Here is a 14,271-nt window from a genome sequence, read left to right on the forward strand (position 1 = left end):
CAGAGACAGGCGTCTGGCCGTGTGGCAGCACATGACATAACCAGGAACATTCCCTGGACGGGAACGAAATCGGGGACATTTTGCCCACGCCGGAACTTCGCGATTCCCGCTTCATGCGCAGCCTGCTGGCGGCGTCGGACGATTGCATCAAGGTCATCGACCTCGACGGCAAGCTCTCCTTCATGAGCGAAGGCGGCCAGCGCATCATGGAAGTCAGCGACTTCAACGCCATCAAGGGCTGTCCCTGGCCGGATTTCTGGGCTGACCAGGGCAACGCCGAAGCCAGGTTCGCGATCGAGGAAGCGCGTGCCGGCCGCAGCTACCGCTTCCAGGGCGCGGCCGATACGGCCGCCGGCAATCCACGGTTCTGGGACGTCCAAGTCGGCCCGATCCTGGGCCCGGACGGCAAGCCCGAGGCGATCCTGTCCGTGTCGCGAGACATCACGGCGATCAAGGAGGCCGAACAGCGCCAGCGTCTGCTCGCGCTTGAACTCAAGCATCGGATGAAGAACACCGTCGCCATGATTCAGGCGATCGCCAATCAGACGGTCCGTGGCGGCCCCGAGATCGACGCGATCAAGGAAGCCTTCACTGCCAGGTTGAGTACGATGGCCTCGGCGCAGGACATCCTGACCCAGACAGTCTGGGCCAGGGCAAACCTAGCTTACCTCGTCCAGGAGTCATTGAAGGGGCAAAGCGACCTGTCGCGTTTCCGGATCAATGGTCCGGCGGTCGAGCTCTCGTCGAAGACTGCCCTGGCAATGGCGCTTGCGTTGCATGAGCTAGCGACCAATGCCGCAAAATACGGCGCTCTCAGCCAGGATAGCGGTCGGATCGACATAACCTGGTCGGTTGAAGACGGTCAGTTCGCATTCGAGTGGCGCGAGAGCGGCGGCCCGCTGGTCGTGCCGCCAACGCGTCGCGGCTTCGGATCGCGCATGATCGAGCGGGCGCTGGCGGGATATTTCAGCGGGGCAACCGCCGTGGACTACCAGCCTGCAGGGGTGGTCTTTTCGCTTCGCGGCCCCATCGATGCACTCATTGCCGACTGATCAGATCGTCGGCCGGAAGGCTGCAATGACTTCGGCTGGCCGATAAGGCTTCCTGAGATAACGAACATTCTCCGGCAGGTCGCCTTCGCGAGGCATGACGCGCCCACTCGCTACAACGAGGAGGATGGGCGGCCAGCCCGATCGCACAGCGTGCGCCAGCTTCATGCCGTCCATCGAGCCAGGCATTTCGATGTCGGTGAACACGATCGCGATGTCGTCGCGGGCTTTGAGGATGTCGATCGCTTCGTCGGCATGGGTCGCCTCAACGACCTCGAAGCCGGCATCCTCGATGAAGTCCGCAGCGTCCATCCGGAGCAGAGGCTCGTCTTCGACGATCAGGACGACCAGCTTCGACATCATACGCTTTCGACAGTGACTCTGAGCCAACTGCCGACGTCAGCTCTTGTTGCGTCGGATTGTAAAGAATTTCGCAGTTTGTTCTTAGTATTTGGTTACGTTTGAGAATCTACCCCCGCGGCAGGCCGAGCACCGTGCTTTTCAGCAAATCTCGGCTTCATCCGCCTTCAATGTCCTGCACGATATGTTCAGCTGATACCGAGAGTCTCACAGGACGCGACGCGAAGACGGCCCGGCTGACGGAACAGCGGCTACGCAGGAAGGCTGATGAGCGCGCAAGCGGCGCTACATTTCCGCCGAGGAATCTACCGTGAAGTCGCTTCCGCTCGTTGCGCGACAGCGTCACAATCCTAACCATGCCTCGATAGCTGGAGTGCGCTTCGACCAATCCAGAAGCAGTTCGAAAGCGTTCGATCAGCGGGTTACTTTCAAGCGACCTGATTGAACTCAGGCAACGGGCACCCCACGACGGCCATATAACGGGCCGTCCAGTTGGTGACGGCGAGTTCAACAGCTATGCCTCCTTCATATTGAAGGAGAATTTTGTACGAAAACTCGCTCGGATCGACAGATTCCGTATCGCAGATCAGATATCCGACCCAATGATGCTCCTGATGCGTGCCGAACTGATATTTGGCGGGCAGCCTTCGACCACTGCGCAAAGCAACCGAGCCGGTTCCATTGAGCATGGCTTGTGTCTCCGTTTGGCGGCGTGAAATGCGCCGCGACGGTCATTTCCAGAAGCGGATGGAGACAACTGCAGCTTAACCGAGCGCTCTTGCGACCCATATTGCAAGTCACGTTTCAGGTATGAAGGAAAAGCTGCGGACGCTGTCCTCGATGAAGGCGGCAGCGCAACCCTCCAATTTGCAGAATGAATCTGCCACGGCAAACCGACATATCGCCCACGCTTCAATGAGCGGGCACTAGAGCTTGGTCGGCGGCCGGGATCACGACGTCACGCCCGATCCGCGTAAGGAGGAACGTCCACGAGCGTGCCGATGAGACGGAGCAAGGCCCTTTGCTCGGGACGGTCCGACTTTCCGGAGACGAGGAAGGCTCCCAACTCCATATGTGACAGCTGGCCGCCTCCTGGGCCGTTCGGTTGATGGATCACGAAGGCTGCACCGCTCGTCGGCTCCCGCCCCAGAAACCAGCAGTCGCCCGAGGGACTGCTATATAGTTCACGCCGTTCACTCATGATGTTGCGTCCTCCTGCGATAGACGACGGCCGGTCAAACCCAAAGTCGCCATGTGAGCAGGTCGAAGCGCCACCTGTCGCCGCGGGTGCTCCTTTATGTGCAGCCGGTAACCTCCGACCATTGCTAGCTGAAGTTGCCGGCCGACAGCCGATGATAGCTCCCGCGCTTTTTTGAATAGGCGGCGCGAGCGGCCCCCAATATCGCTGATCTATTGAGGTCGAATGCGACGAGGAACGAACTCTCGCTTCCGTCGATAATAGCGGGGCTCAAACTCTGCAGAACATCAAGCTCAATCTGGAACATGACTTCCAGTGATGCCTCGGAACCCCAGAAGCTCACGCAACCGCGAACAGGTTCGTAACGCCGGATCGCGTTGGGAAAGTCGAGGCTCATGATCTGCACCCTCCGCCGAGACGCGCCAGCTGGACCTGATAGGCATCGACATGGCGTCTCTTCCGCGTATTTCTCAGCAAAATCCCGATCGGAAACGCGATCAGCGAACCCGCAGCCACCAACGACAAGTGGGGCATCAAAGGCAAATCATAAAACAGACCTGCTCCCCACATGCCGCCGCTGCAGAGCGCCATGCCGATCAATCTATAGACCAGCGCAGACGCCTCCGGTGCCGGAGCGTAGCCGGCTGCTGCAAGCCGAGCCTTTTCCAGATACGGATTAATGGGAGACATCATTTCAGGACGAGCGTGAAGGCCAGCGCAAATGCGGCGATGAGGCCGCCATGCGCGAACCAAACCAGATGGCGATCTGCGGCCCAAGCGCGATAAATGAACCAGATGCTGGAAATATTTGACATGGCCGGGCTCCGTTTGGCCCAGATCGGGGCGCTTCGCGCAAATGTCGTGAAGTAAAATCCCGATGCGTTTCGAGATTTTTCTTATGTAAGATGGTCGATTTGATACCGCAAGGCAAGGAGGATCTTATTTTGATATTTTTCCAATCCTGACGACTATCACTGAGTTTCAAGAACAAACGATCGATTGAATGATCGAATCTCTCTCACTTGATGCTTCAAATTATCTCGATGATGGTGGTCGAGCACCGCCGACGCGAGCGGAATGGGACTGAAGACGCCCATCCCGGAATGCGTATGCCCGTTCACAGGAGGGCGCTGAACTCGGCTTCTGGCGCAACGTCGCGTCAACGCATGGAGCGGCGGCTCCCGAACAGATCTGAGATTGGAGTAAAGGCGCCCAGCCGCTCTCGGAATAGCGCTGCCCTGTTGTGATCTCCCCGGTGAGTTCACATCGGCACGACAGGAATACGGCATTCGCGCTCCGTACGGCTTGACGACGAACACACCGCTATGCGCGCAGAGCGCGATCAATCAGGTATTTCTTGCTATCCGCCCGAATAAGACGCTTCCTGTAAGCAATGCTGCCATTGCGCGCTTTCCTCCCGCCCGAGCATTTCGGCCGGCAGTCATAATCGAGACCATCATGCAACCCGGCCACGGCAGGTTTATCCCGCGCGACGGCACGGCCCCTCCCATGGGCCAGCTGATGATCGAAACAGCGCATACCGACCCCGGCGAAGTTTACTGCGAGGTCCTTTTCCAGTGCGGCCAGGGTGCAACGATCGAACGCGCTGTAACCAACTGGACTAACCGATATGGCCGTCGTCGGACGGCCGTTGCCCGTGCTCGACACGGCGGCTTGATCGACATTAGCCCCAATGAGCGTTTGCAGCATCAGCATCGAAGGGTACCGAACCTGTGATGCAGCTCGACGAGAAGGAAACGAGGCGATCTTCGCTTAGCCAAAGTTTCCATCGAGATGGCGTCACGGTCCAGGTCGAGATCTATCAGCTGGCTTGGTCTGACGGATGGACCCTTGAGCTTGTCCATGCCGATGGCGGCTGGACCATATGGCTCACTGAATTTGCGACCGATGAAGCCGCCTTGGCCGAGTTCACCGCTCAGATTGCCAGGCCTGGCTTACGCAACTTGATTGCGGGCACACTTCTCTACTTTCCGACCATCCATTGATGGGCTGAGGTCCCGCATCGGCGCGTCGGAAGGATATTCAGCTCGCTCTCGGCTCCAGAGGGCATCAAACCAAGGAGCGAGATATGTCGCATCATTTCAAGGCCGGGGACCGAGTCAGCCTCGCATTCGGCTTTCACGACCAGGGCGCCAACGGCACCTATGCCATAACCCGGCTTCTGCCCACGCGCATGAACGGCGAACCCCAGTATCGCGTGAAGGGAAGCGATGACCGCGAACGCGTGGGAAGACCAGTTCGTTCGGGCGCCGAAAAAGCGACCATAATCCGATTACCGATGCCTTGAACCGCATACACAGCAAGACGTGAGAGATAACGCAAACGGATGCGCGGCGGTTTACAGTCGCCTCTAGTTGGTCAGCCACGATATATGAGTGGTGACATGGCAATGTGCCCTCGAAACGACGATCCGTAGCCCTAGGCGACCTTTGGGGCGACCTCTTCGGTTATCACCTCGAAACGGTTCAGCATGTGCGGGCCGAAGGTGTGGACCATCGGGATGTCGGCTGCGTCGCGCCCGCGGGCCACGAGAATGCGACCGATGCGCGGCACGTTATGTCGCGCGTCGAAGGTCCACCACGTCCCGCCGAGATAAGCCTCGAACCAGGCGTTGTAATCCATGGGTGCCGGATCGGGAGGAACGCCGATGTCGCCGAGAAACCCGTTGCAGTAGCGCGCCGGAATGTTCATCGCCCGGCACAATGCGATGGCTAGATGCGTGAAGTCTCGGCAGACGCCGACCCCCTCGTTCATGGCCTGGGCAGCTGTCCGCGTGCTGCGCGCGCACTGATAGTCGAAGCGGATCTGTGCGTTCACGTAATTGCAGATCTGCTGAACCCTGTTCCAGCCCGGTGCGAAACTCCCGAACAGACCCCAGGCCGTGGCCGACAGCTCGTCGACCTCGCAATATCGGCTCGGCAGCATGTATTCGATCACATCGGGCGGCAGATCGGGAGGCGATATCTCCGCTGCAGTCTGGTCGAACTGATCGGGCAGGCCGGAATCCCGCACCACCATGTCGTTGGTGAAGATCGCGCCGCCCGCGGGAATGACGAGCCTGCGGCAGAGATTGCCGAAGCCGTCCGTATACTCTTCGACGGGCACCTCGCTACCGTCAGCGATCGACACGGCTCGCGGATTTGGCTCACTCACGAAGTCCGCCTGTCGGCTCCGATGCGGATCGAGGAGCAGGATGACCGGAACTGCCTGGATTGTGCCGATCTCGATCCGATAGCCGACGCGAATGTCCATGGATGCCTTCTCACCTGAACGGGTGAGACCGCAACACGCGACCGCCAAGCCCGGTTCCGGGAGGCTATGCCGAGATTTTAGACACCTTATGGCGCTTCGTCTTGAGTGGCGGCGATGCGAGAGCCAGGGCCTGATCTTGCGCCTCTTTGGCAAGCCGAAGCCCCCGCAGGCGGGCGGTGTTATCGGCACGCTGCTGGATAATGCTATCCATCTCCGAGTTCGCTCGCCCTCTCGCCAGCGATTTGGTCTGGAGCTTGAGAAATTGATTGTCGGCAGTCAGCCGCTGCTTGGATTGTTGAAGCATGTATTTCTCCTTGATTTATTCAAGAGCTGGCGTGAGCGGATACTATGCGCATCGGCCGGCCCCATCGTGTCAGCCCGGTCCGGGTCGCTGATCGCGGGCGACCTCAAAAGCAAAAAAGGCCGAGCATGAGCCCGGCCTTTCCTATGGCTATGGTCAAGGCGCCAGTACATCCGTGGTCGCCGATGACACATGGCCTGATTACGCAGCCTGGAGCTGCTCCGCGGCCATCTTGCCGGACTTGTTGTCGCGAGCGACCTCAAACCCGATCTTCTGGCCCTCGCGGAGCTCCCGCATACCGGCCCGCTCGACGGCGGAGACGTGGACGAACACATCCTGACCGCCATCGTCGGGCTGGATGAAGCCGAAGCCCTTGGTGGAGTTGAACCATTTCACAGTGCCGGTGGTCATGAAAACCCTCCTTCTGGCAAACTCTGTCGCTCCCCGACAGCATGTCAGGCGAGTTCAGAACGATTTTGAAAGGGGGGGTCATCGATGCCACGCCAAGAGCGCGGTAAAACAAAAACCAACCAAGCAATCTCGATGCACTTATACTTAAATTATGACTTTCAAAAATGCAAGAAAATTCTTTTGTGGCAACCTCGAATGAGAAAATCACTGCCATTTTTATTTTTCATCGGCCGCTCATTACAAGGATGGGCTCGGGGCGGACGCTCATCGCAGAGGGCGAATGCGACGCCACAATCTTTCGACCCCGACCCCGGCCGCAAATCCCGCCGTGACTCCTGAAGGCCAATGAGCCAGGGCAGCGACACGCGTCATTGCCAAAGCTCCAAAGCGCTCCACAGCCATGGCAGCGAACCGGTCTCAGAACCGGTTAGAAACGACGCCAAGGCGCCGGCATGCATCGCGTGCCCGTATGGAAAGGCATCGCTCGCCCGATCAACCAGAGCATGTTTTTTCTGGTTTGGATGAGGCGATCTGGTCGTTGCTGATCGATAAATCGTTTGATCGCGTGACGGAGAGCCGTGGTCGTTTGTGAAAACGGCGAGATACCGGAGAGCGGTTCGGCGTTTCCCGGGTGGCGAGGCGAGCTAGAAGATTGCGCCCCCAGCCAATAGCGCTCGGGCATCGCAAGCCCATCCCAGGGTCTTGGCTACTCGGACTGTCCCGTCAGGAGTATTCTGCGCGAGCGCCCGCATGGTTCTTTCGTCGCATGCGCTGACATTCAAGCGGATACGCGGAATTCGAAACCACGATAATCTCGCGCTACGGAACATTCAGCGTTAAACTGCGCCTTCGCCTCAGATGTCGCCCGGCGCCGCTTTCCGACGCCGGGTTCGTTTGTCAGGCGTGGCCGCGCGAGCCTTCCCTGCGACCTCCAGCGAATGCAGCGACGTCGGGCGCGAGAAGATCATGCTTTTCCGCCCATGACGCGAACAAGCCGCGCGCCGTATCCGCTTCGATCTCTCCGCGCATCGCCGCCAGGCAAGCCTTCAGCGCGAAGCCGTGGACCGCATCGCGTTTGTTCACCGGCCAATCGGCCAGGAACATGTAGGCCTCCATGGCAGTCCCGATCGCCGCCGGGTGCCCGAGCCCGGTCAGGATCACGACCGGCCTTTCGAAGTCGTCTGATGTCATCATGCAGTCCTCCCTCGGCTGGGAGCGATTGCCAACGTTGCCATAGCCATATTCTCCTCGAAGCAACATGGATCCGGTTTGGTTGATCGCCGCGTCGAGCGCACCGTGGCTTTCGGCGGCTGCCATGATTTTGGGATGTATTCTCTTCGGATCAAGCCCGTCGACGCATCGATGTTATTGCAGGTGGAATTCGCCGCTCACCGCGCTGAGATCGGCCGGGCCGATGAGGTCCTTGTGAGCGACGGTAATGCGGAACAGCTTGCCATCAAGCTTGGCCCGCCAGAAGGCGAGGAACTTGTTGAGCTCGGGAAAGCGCGGGGCGAGATCGTAGTCCTGCCAGATATATTCCTGCAGGATCGAAGGGTGGTCGGGCAAGCGGTAGAGGATCCCGGCGGTGGTCAATCCGTAGCCGGCGATCTGGCGGGCGAAGTCCGTCGAAGCCATTCCTTTCAGCTCCCTTGTTTCACTGCGCCGATGGCAGCGGATTTCCAACGCCCTGGCAAGCCCGAAGGTTGCGTTTGCGCTGCCTTTTCAGGCTGTTAGCACTCGTCCGAAAAAAGTGCTGCCAGCCTCTTGAAGGCAAAAATGGGGCAACCTAGATCATCGCGCGGGCACGGCGCCTCGGGGCGCGCGGAACCTCGCCGCGAGACCCGCATAGGGCCGGCCCGCTTTGACACGTGACCGACATGAAAATTGGAGGAACTCATGAAGTTTCGGCCACTGCATGACCGGGTCGTCGTGAAGCGCATCGACGCCGAGGAGAAGACCAAGGGCGGGATCCTCATCCCCGACACCGCCAAGGAAAAGCCGCAGGAGGGCGAGGTTGTCGCCATCGGGCCCGGCGCCCGCGACGAGATCGGCAAGCTCGTGCCGCCCGACGTGAAGGTCGGCGACCGCGTGCTCTTCGGCAAATGGAGCGGCACCGAGGTCAAGATCGATGGCGAGGATCTCCTGATCATGAAGGAGTCCGACATCATGGGCGTCGTCGAGGCGACGGTAACTCTGAAGAAGGCGGCCTGACGGGGCCTTCATCCCATCTCATCAACCTGAAACCTCAAGTCTGAAGGAGTGAGGAATCATGGCTGCGAAGGACGTGAAGTTTTCGCAGGACGCGCGCGAGCGGATGCTGCGCGGCGTCGACACGCTTGCCAATGCGGTGAAGGTCACGCTGGGCCCGAAAGGCCGCAATGTCGTGATCGAGAAGTCGTTCGGCGCTCCGCGCATCACCAAGGACGGCGTCACCGTCGCCAAGGAGATCGAGCTTTCCGACAAGTTCGAGAACATGGGCGCCCAGATGGTCCGCGAGGTGGCGTCGAAGCAGAACGACGCGGCCGGTGACGGCACGACGACCGCGACCGTGCTCGCCCAGGCGATCGTCCGCGAAGGCGCCAAGGCGGTAGCTGCCGGCATCAATCCGATGGACCTGAAGCGCGGCATCGATCTCGCCGTCGAGGCGGTGACGAAGTCGCTCGGCGAGCATTCCAAGGCGATCACCGGCTCGGAGGAGGTCGCGCAGGTCGGCACCATCTCCGCCAATGGCGACCGCACGATTGGCGCGATGATAGCCGAGGCGATGAAGAAGGTCGGTAACGAGGGGGTCATCACGGTCGAGGAGGCTAAGACCGCCGAGACCGAGCTCGACGTCGTCGAGGGCATGCAGTTCGACCGCGGCTATCTCTCGCCCTATTTCGTCACCAACACCGAGAAGATGGTCGCGGAGCTCGAGGACCCGTACATCCTGATCCACGAGAAGAAGCTCTCTGGTCTCCAGACGATGCTTCCGCTGCTGGAAGCCGTCGTGCAGACCGGCAAGCCGCTGCTGATCGTGGCGGAGGATGTCGAGGGCGAGGCTCTCGCCACCCTCGTCGTCAACAAGCTCCGCGGCGGCCTGAAGATCGCCGCCGTCAGGGCGCCGGGCTTCGGCGATCGCCGCAAGGCCATGCTCGAGGACATCGCCATCCTGACCGGCGGCACCGCCGTGAGCGAGGATCTCGGCATCAAGCTGGAGAACGTCACGCTCGACCTGCTCGGCCGCGCCAAGAAGGTCCGGATCGAGAAAGAGGCTACCACGATTGTGGACGGCGCCGGCTCCAAGATCGAGATCGAGGGCCGTGCCGCGCAGATCAAGGCGCAGATCGAGGAGACCACCTCGGACTACGACCGTGAGAAGCTCCAGGAGCGTCTGGCCAAGCTCGCCGGCGGCGTCGCGGTGATCCGCGTCGGCGGCGCGACCGAGGTCGAGGTCAAGGAGAAGAAGGACCGCGTCGACGACGCCCTGAACGCCACCCGCGCTGCAGTGGAGGAAGGCATCCTGCCGGGCGGCGGAATCGCCCTTCTGCGAGCGGTCAAGGCGCTGGAAGGCCTGAAGCCGGCCAATGACGACCAGAAGACCGGCGTCGAGATCGTCCGCAAGGCAATCACGGCGCCTGCGCGCCAGATCGTCGAGAATGCCGGCGGTGACGGCGCGGTCGTGGTCGGCAAGCTGCTGGAGTCTTCCGATTATGCCTGGGGCTACGATGCCCAGACCGGTGAATATGGCGATCTGGTCAAGGCCGGCATCATCGACCCGACCAAGGTCGTGCGCACGGCGCTCCAGGATGCGGCGTCGGTCGCGGGCCTGCTGATCACCACCGAGGCGATGATCGCCGAGCTGCCGAAGAAGGAAGCGGCTCCGGTGATGCCGGCCGGCGGCATGGATTATTGAGCATGGAGGGCGCCGCGGCCTCGCGGCGCCCTCTCCCAAGGCCGATCTCCAGACATGCCGAGGGATAGCCATGCCCTTTTCATCGCTGACCGATCCCGTCGATCTAGCTCGCGCGCAGGCTGCCCTTGAAAAGGCATGGGCGGACCTCCGGCCGTCGCTTGCGGCGGGCTCGGACGAACAGGAACGGAACGACCTCGCCTATATCGTGGCTTCTCTGGTTCCTCTGGCTCTCGACGAGGATGATCTCGCGCGGCGCTCGATCGATCGCTTTCGCGAGAAGGCATAAGCAGAAGACCTCAGTAAAGCCCCCTGCATTCTCTCAATTGCATCAGCCGACATGACCTATGGCCCACAGGAATCTAAGGAAATCTCCTTCCGACCGCTTCAAGGCCTCATCACCAATGCCGAGAGCGCAAAATAACGGACGTTCCGGCTGAAAGTTCCGTAGGACTTCTCGTCAGGCGGTGTGGCTGGTCTGGCTTGCGCAGCCGCCCCGGTGATGGCGGCGATGAAGACTTCCGACGCGGGAGCGCTTGTATCCGAGCAAACCGTGCAGGCGCAGCGTGTTGAGTGGCGCCGCCAGCTCGACGGCAATCTTCACCCCGACAAAGGTGCGGAAGATCTCGCCATCGAGGTCGTCGCGCGGTCCGGCGCACAATAGAATAAGCTGTCGGAAAGGACGGCATTTAGCCCCCAAGGGCATCAGGACTTCAAAAAAAGTCCATCCACGATCGGAGCCATAATGCATGATGTCTCCTCGTGAAGACAGGCCAGTTTCCTGCACGCGCGGAAGCGATAGGTTTCAACCGATCTGGCACTCAGCCCGGTCTGACGCGCGATGCTTTTGTTCGAATTGCACGAGACGACGGGCTGGAGAAACTGCATTTCGCGTTCTCTTAGATCATCACCAGCGCCGCTTCGATCCAATAAGGTTCCGAGGGGCAGTGAAGCTTCCAGGGCCCCATCCAAGTACAGCCCGCTGCCTCGAACGGCCGCTAACGCTTGCAGCAGACGGTCGCTCGAAGCGCCATTCAGCAGATAACCTGCGATACCCGTGCGAATGCCGCCTTGATCGATCTCGCATCGCGATCTTCGCACACGAGCAAGATCAGGATGAGCGGTGATACGCCCTAGGAACGCGAGTGAGTTTTCCGGAGTATCTGGCGACAAAGCAAAAAGTCGAATACGGCTCGTTCGTTCTTAATTCGGATGTCAACGGGGGATTAAAGATTTCATATTAAAAGTTAATCAGCCGAACCCAAAACGTGGTAGGATATTTCACGGAAGATTTTCTTCCGGTTCGGAAAGCCCGTCATCATGAAAATTGCAGCAGAACTGAAGCCGGCCGCCTGGGGCGCCGTCGGCGGCGCTATTGCCCTTGCGATCATCGGTTTTACCTGGGGCGGCTGGGTGACACAGAGCACGGCGGAGCGAGAGGCCAGGACGCGTTCGAGCACGGCCCTTGTGGCAGCTCTCTCGCCGATCTGCGTGGCGAAGTTCCAGCAGCAGGCCAATGCGACCGAGCAGCTCGCCGAGTTCAAGAAAATCAGCTCCTGGCAACAGGGTGATTTCATCGCAAAAGGAGGGTGGGCGACGATGCCCGGCAGCTCCTCGCCCGATTCTGATGTGGCCAAGGCCTGTGCGGTAGCCCTCGGCACTACAAAAAGCTGAGATCTTTCGGTCGCCCGTTGCGGGCACCCCAACCTGCGTCTTGCCGCGCGGCGCGCCTTTTCAGCGTCGCGCGACAACTGCCCCAGCGGACCCACGATACGCCTGAACTGGCCAATCCTCGAGGATGATCCGATGAGCCTCCAATTCCCCAATCCAATCCGACGATATGACACCACGCGGGACTGCATATGCTTCTGGGGCTCTGATTCTGCCCTGGAGATCGCATTCGAGGTCGAGCTCGCAGCGTTGCGCAGCATCGACTCTTCGGCTGGCCCGGGCGAAGCGTCGATGCTGCGGGCGTACGATGGGCATCTCGCTACCATCCGGGAGGCCGCCGGGGCAGCCTATTCCCGCAAGCGCAAGAGCTGCCATCGCCTGACGGCTTCCGACTTCTAGTCTGACTCGGGATTCGCCCTTAGCGGCCGGCCGACAGGCTTCTCGCGGTCTTCTGGCCGCTGCGGCGTGGCCTTTGCGGCACCAACAGCTGGCGTGGATGGGGAAGGTGCGGCTGTCGGAGCGATTGTCGGCTTATTGGTGTTTGCAGCCGGCTTCGGCTCGATCGTCCTGAAACGGATCATGACTGTCCTGTGGTTGGCTGACGCTCGCATGAACTCGGTCCCAAGGGACTGCCGCCCAAGAGCTCAGAGCGCTAATTCCTCTTCGAGACTGCGGCCTTCACGACTGCAGCGGCAAGACTATTGGGGGCGGGAGCTGCAAGCTTCGGCTTGTCCTGCTTTGGCTTCTTGGCCTCGCGGTTCCCACGTCGTTCGCCTTTTGACATGCCGTTCTCGTCCTCGTTCGGAGATTGCGGGTCGCGATCTCTCGGGTCGTACCGGCCGGAGCTGGGCGTCTCGCAGGCAGTCGCCCATCGAAATACGCATGCGAAATTGCAGGCGCGGATGTCATTCAGGAGAAGCGAGCAAGTGCTCGGTGCAGCGCGGCCGGCTAGCTGCTGCGGCTACCTGGGGAGGGATCCAGGCAAGTCATGTCGAAGCAGGGTTGCAGCCTAGGCCAGGGCTGGGGAAAGCGCACGTTGTTTCTTCGCGGCGATCCCTCAGGACCCGTGCGCTTCCGTCAGCCGGGAGCGCATGTGGTTCATCCCAGGATGGCGCGATACAGTTCGAGATAGCGATCGGCCATGTGGTCTACGGTGAAGCGCGCTGCGACAGCTGCCCGGCAGGCGGCGCGCTCGATCTCGGAGAGACGGCCAATCGCAGCCACTGCTTCCTCAATGCTATCGACCAGGAAGCCGGTCACGCCGTGTTCGATCAGTTCAGGCATCGAGCCGCGGCGGAAGGCGATGACGGGCGTGCCGCAGGCCAACGCCTCGATGACCGACAAGCCGAACGGTTCCTCAAAGTTGATCAGGTGCAGCAGCGCCTTGGCCGAGCCGAGCGCATGCGTGCGAGCGGCGCCGCCAACTGGCCCGAGATAGACCACGCTCTCGCTTTCGAGCGCGGGGGCGACCTGCGCTTCGTGGTAACCGCGGTCTTGGACGATGCCGGCCATGACCAGCCGCCGCCCGGCTGCGCGCGCGGCGGCGATCGCTTCGGCCGCGCCCTTGTCGGGGTGGATGCGGCCGAAGAAGAGCAGGTCGTCGCTCCCGACCGGATCGAACGGGAATTCCTCGATCTGGATGCCGTGATGGATCGTCGCAGCATAGCGTAGATCTCGATGCCGGTCGGCGGCGCTGATCGCGACATAGTGGACCCGGTCCTCATAGGCCTTGAAGGTCGGCAGGATGCGCTCCGAGGAGAAGCCGTGGATCGTCGTCACCAGGGGTGTCTCGACCAGGCGCGAGAAGGCGAGCGGCACGAAATCGGCCTGGTTGTGGATCAGGTCGAACTCGCCGGCGCGCTCGAAAACATGCGCAACGTGCAGCAGCTCCCAAACCTTGGCGTCGATCGTCGGGTCTTCGGAATATGGCGCCGGGCAGATGCCGGCCAAGGTCCCGGCCGTGCGGCTATCCTGTGTGGCGAAGAGGGTGACGTCGACGCCGCGTGCCACCAACGCCTCGGTCAGCAGGCTCGTCACCAGCTCCCAGGGGCCATAATGGCGCGGCGGCGTGCGCCAGGAGATCGGCGCCAGCATAGCGATACGCATCCGTTCGTTC

General features: G+C 60.8%; 21 protein-coding genes. 8 read left to right on the forward strand and 13 right to left on the reverse strand.

Annotated elements, in window-relative coordinates; all coding sequences use genetic code 11:
- The first annotated feature begins 113 nt into the window (after positions 1-113).
- Positions 114-1,052: a sensor histidine kinase gene (locus AC1REK_RS20620; protein ID WP_316019734.1), complete on the forward strand. Its 939-nt coding sequence runs from the start codon at positions 114-116 to the stop codon at positions 1,050-1,052.
- Here the strand turns inward: AC1REK_RS20620 and AC1REK_RS20625 are convergent, their stop codons facing one another.
- The 5 genes from AC1REK_RS20625 to AC1REK_RS20645 all read right to left on the reverse strand — a co-directional run bounded on the left by AC1REK_RS20625 (position 1,053) and on the right by AC1REK_RS20645 (position 4,323).
- A complete protein-coding gene (locus tag AC1REK_RS20625) occupies positions 1,053-1,412 on the reverse strand; it encodes a response regulator (protein WP_327520923.1) in 360 nt (119 codons plus the stop codon). It abuts the gene before it with no gap.
- 425 nt (positions 1,413-1,837) lie between these two features.
- Positions 1,838-2,098: a hypothetical protein gene (locus tag AC1REK_RS20630; RefSeq protein WP_327520924.1), complete on the reverse strand. Its 261-nt coding sequence runs from the start codon at positions 2,096-2,098 to the stop codon at positions 1,838-1,840.
- A 636-nt stretch (positions 2,099-2,734) separates the two neighbouring features.
- On the reverse strand, positions 2,735-3,004 hold the full coding sequence (locus AC1REK_RS20635) for a DUF1488 family protein (RefSeq protein WP_327520925.1): 270 nt from the start codon (positions 3,002-3,004) through the stop codon (positions 2,735-2,737).
- A gap of 292 nt (positions 3,005-3,296) precedes the next feature.
- Positions 3,297-3,422 carry a hypothetical protein gene (locus AC1REK_RS20640; protein ID WP_316019738.1) on the reverse strand — a complete coding sequence of 42 codons (126 nt, stop codon included), beginning with the start codon at positions 3,420-3,422 and terminating at the stop codon, positions 3,297-3,299.
- A gap of 508 nt (positions 3,423-3,930) precedes the next feature.
- Positions 3,931-4,323, reverse strand: a complete 393-nt coding sequence (locus tag AC1REK_RS20645) for a hypothetical protein (protein WP_327520926.1) — start codon at positions 4,321-4,323, stop codon at positions 3,931-3,933.
- 20 nt (positions 4,324-4,343) lie between these two features.
- Here AC1REK_RS20645 and AC1REK_RS20650 point away from each other — a divergent pair, with 20 nt between their 5' ends.
- Positions 4,344-4,613, forward strand: coding sequence for a hypothetical protein (locus tag AC1REK_RS20650; RefSeq protein WP_327520927.1), 270 nt, complete (start codon positions 4,344-4,346; stop codon positions 4,611-4,613).
- Positions 4,614-4,696: 83 nt separating this feature from the next.
- Positions 4,697-4,915 carry a hypothetical protein gene (locus AC1REK_RS20655; protein WP_327520928.1) on the forward strand — a complete coding sequence of 73 codons (219 nt, stop codon included), beginning with the start codon at positions 4,697-4,699 and terminating at the stop codon, positions 4,913-4,915.
- Positions 4,916-5,046: 131 nt separating this feature from the next.
- On the opposite strand, the gene AC1REK_RS20660 is transcribed toward AC1REK_RS20655, so the two are convergent.
- The 5 genes from AC1REK_RS20660 to AC1REK_RS20680 all read right to left on the reverse strand — a co-directional run bounded on the left by AC1REK_RS20660 (position 5,047) and on the right by AC1REK_RS20680 (position 8,227).
- Positions 5,047-5,880 carry a transglutaminase-like domain-containing protein gene (locus AC1REK_RS20660; RefSeq protein ID WP_492270566.1) on the reverse strand — a complete coding sequence of 278 codons (834 nt, stop codon included), beginning with the start codon at positions 5,878-5,880 and terminating at the stop codon, positions 5,047-5,049.
- 64 nt (positions 5,881-5,944) lie between these two features.
- The gene (locus AC1REK_RS20665; RefSeq protein ID WP_492270567.1) at positions 5,945-6,184 is read right to left on the reverse strand and encodes a hypothetical protein; all 240 of its coding nucleotides are present in this window, start codon (positions 6,182-6,184) and stop codon (positions 5,945-5,947) included.
- Between the two features lie 198 nt (positions 6,185-6,382).
- Positions 6,383-6,592, reverse strand: coding sequence for a cold-shock protein (locus AC1REK_RS20670; RefSeq protein WP_291659556.1), 210 nt, complete (start codon positions 6,590-6,592; stop codon positions 6,383-6,385).
- Between the two features lie 897 nt (positions 6,593-7,489).
- Complete coding sequence (locus AC1REK_RS20675; protein WP_414644878.1) at positions 7,490-7,909, reverse strand: DUF982 domain-containing protein; 420 nt, start codon at positions 7,907-7,909, stop codon at positions 7,490-7,492.
- A gap of 48 nt (positions 7,910-7,957) precedes the next feature.
- Positions 7,958-8,227, reverse strand: a complete 270-nt coding sequence (locus tag AC1REK_RS20680) for an usg protein (protein WP_327520932.1) — start codon at positions 8,225-8,227, stop codon at positions 7,958-7,960.
- Between the two features lie 261 nt (positions 8,228-8,488).
- Between AC1REK_RS20680 and groES the strand changes: the two genes are divergently transcribed.
- From groES to AC1REK_RS20695, 3 genes are all read left to right on the forward strand, one after another.
- Positions 8,489-8,803 (forward strand): co-chaperone GroES, encoded by a 315-nt coding sequence (groES, locus tag AC1REK_RS20685; RefSeq protein WP_327520933.1) that lies wholly within the window; start codon positions 8,489-8,491, stop codon positions 8,801-8,803.
- Between the two features lie 58 nt (positions 8,804-8,861).
- The gene (gene groL, locus AC1REK_RS20690) at positions 8,862-10,487 is read left to right on the forward strand and encodes a chaperonin GroEL (protein ID WP_327520934.1); all 1,626 of its coding nucleotides are present in this window, start codon (positions 8,862-8,864) and stop codon (positions 10,485-10,487) included.
- Positions 10,488-10,557: 70 nt separating this feature from the next.
- Positions 10,558-10,773, forward strand: a complete 216-nt coding sequence (locus AC1REK_RS20695; protein ID WP_327520935.1) for a hypothetical protein — start codon at positions 10,558-10,560, stop codon at positions 10,771-10,773.
- Between the two features lie 171 nt (positions 10,774-10,944).
- Here AC1REK_RS20695 and AC1REK_RS20700 read toward each other — a convergent pair whose 3' ends face one another.
- Positions 10,945-11,235, reverse strand: coding sequence for a hypothetical protein (locus tag AC1REK_RS20700; protein ID WP_327520936.1), 291 nt, complete (start codon positions 11,233-11,235; stop codon positions 10,945-10,947).
- Complete coding sequence (locus AC1REK_RS20705) at positions 11,190-11,585, reverse strand: LuxR C-terminal-related transcriptional regulator (protein ID WP_414644880.1); 396 nt, start codon at positions 11,583-11,585, stop codon at positions 11,190-11,192. The genes AC1REK_RS20700 and AC1REK_RS20705 overlap by 46 nt, the downstream gene beginning before the upstream one ends.
- Positions 11,586-11,804: 219 nt before the next feature.
- Between AC1REK_RS20705 and AC1REK_RS20710 the strand changes: the two genes are divergently transcribed.
- Entirely contained in the window at positions 11,805-12,158 is a 354-nt protein-coding gene (locus tag AC1REK_RS20710; protein WP_316019747.1) for a hypothetical protein, read from the forward strand.
- Positions 12,159-12,290: 132 nt separating this feature from the next.
- Positions 12,291-12,554, forward strand: coding sequence for a DUF1488 family protein (locus AC1REK_RS20715; protein ID WP_327520937.1), 264 nt, complete (start codon positions 12,291-12,293; stop codon positions 12,552-12,554).
- A gap of 699 nt (positions 12,555-13,253) precedes the next feature.
- On the opposite strand, the gene AC1REK_RS20720 is transcribed toward AC1REK_RS20715, so the two are convergent.
- The gene (locus tag AC1REK_RS20720) at positions 13,254-14,261 is read right to left on the reverse strand and encodes a glycosyltransferase family 4 protein (protein ID WP_316019749.1); all 1,008 of its coding nucleotides are present in this window, start codon (positions 14,259-14,261) and stop codon (positions 13,254-13,256) included.
- Positions 14,262-14,271 lie beyond the last annotated feature (10 nt).

This window comes from Allobosea sp. GW823-FHT02B03 (genome assembly GCF_058797755.1).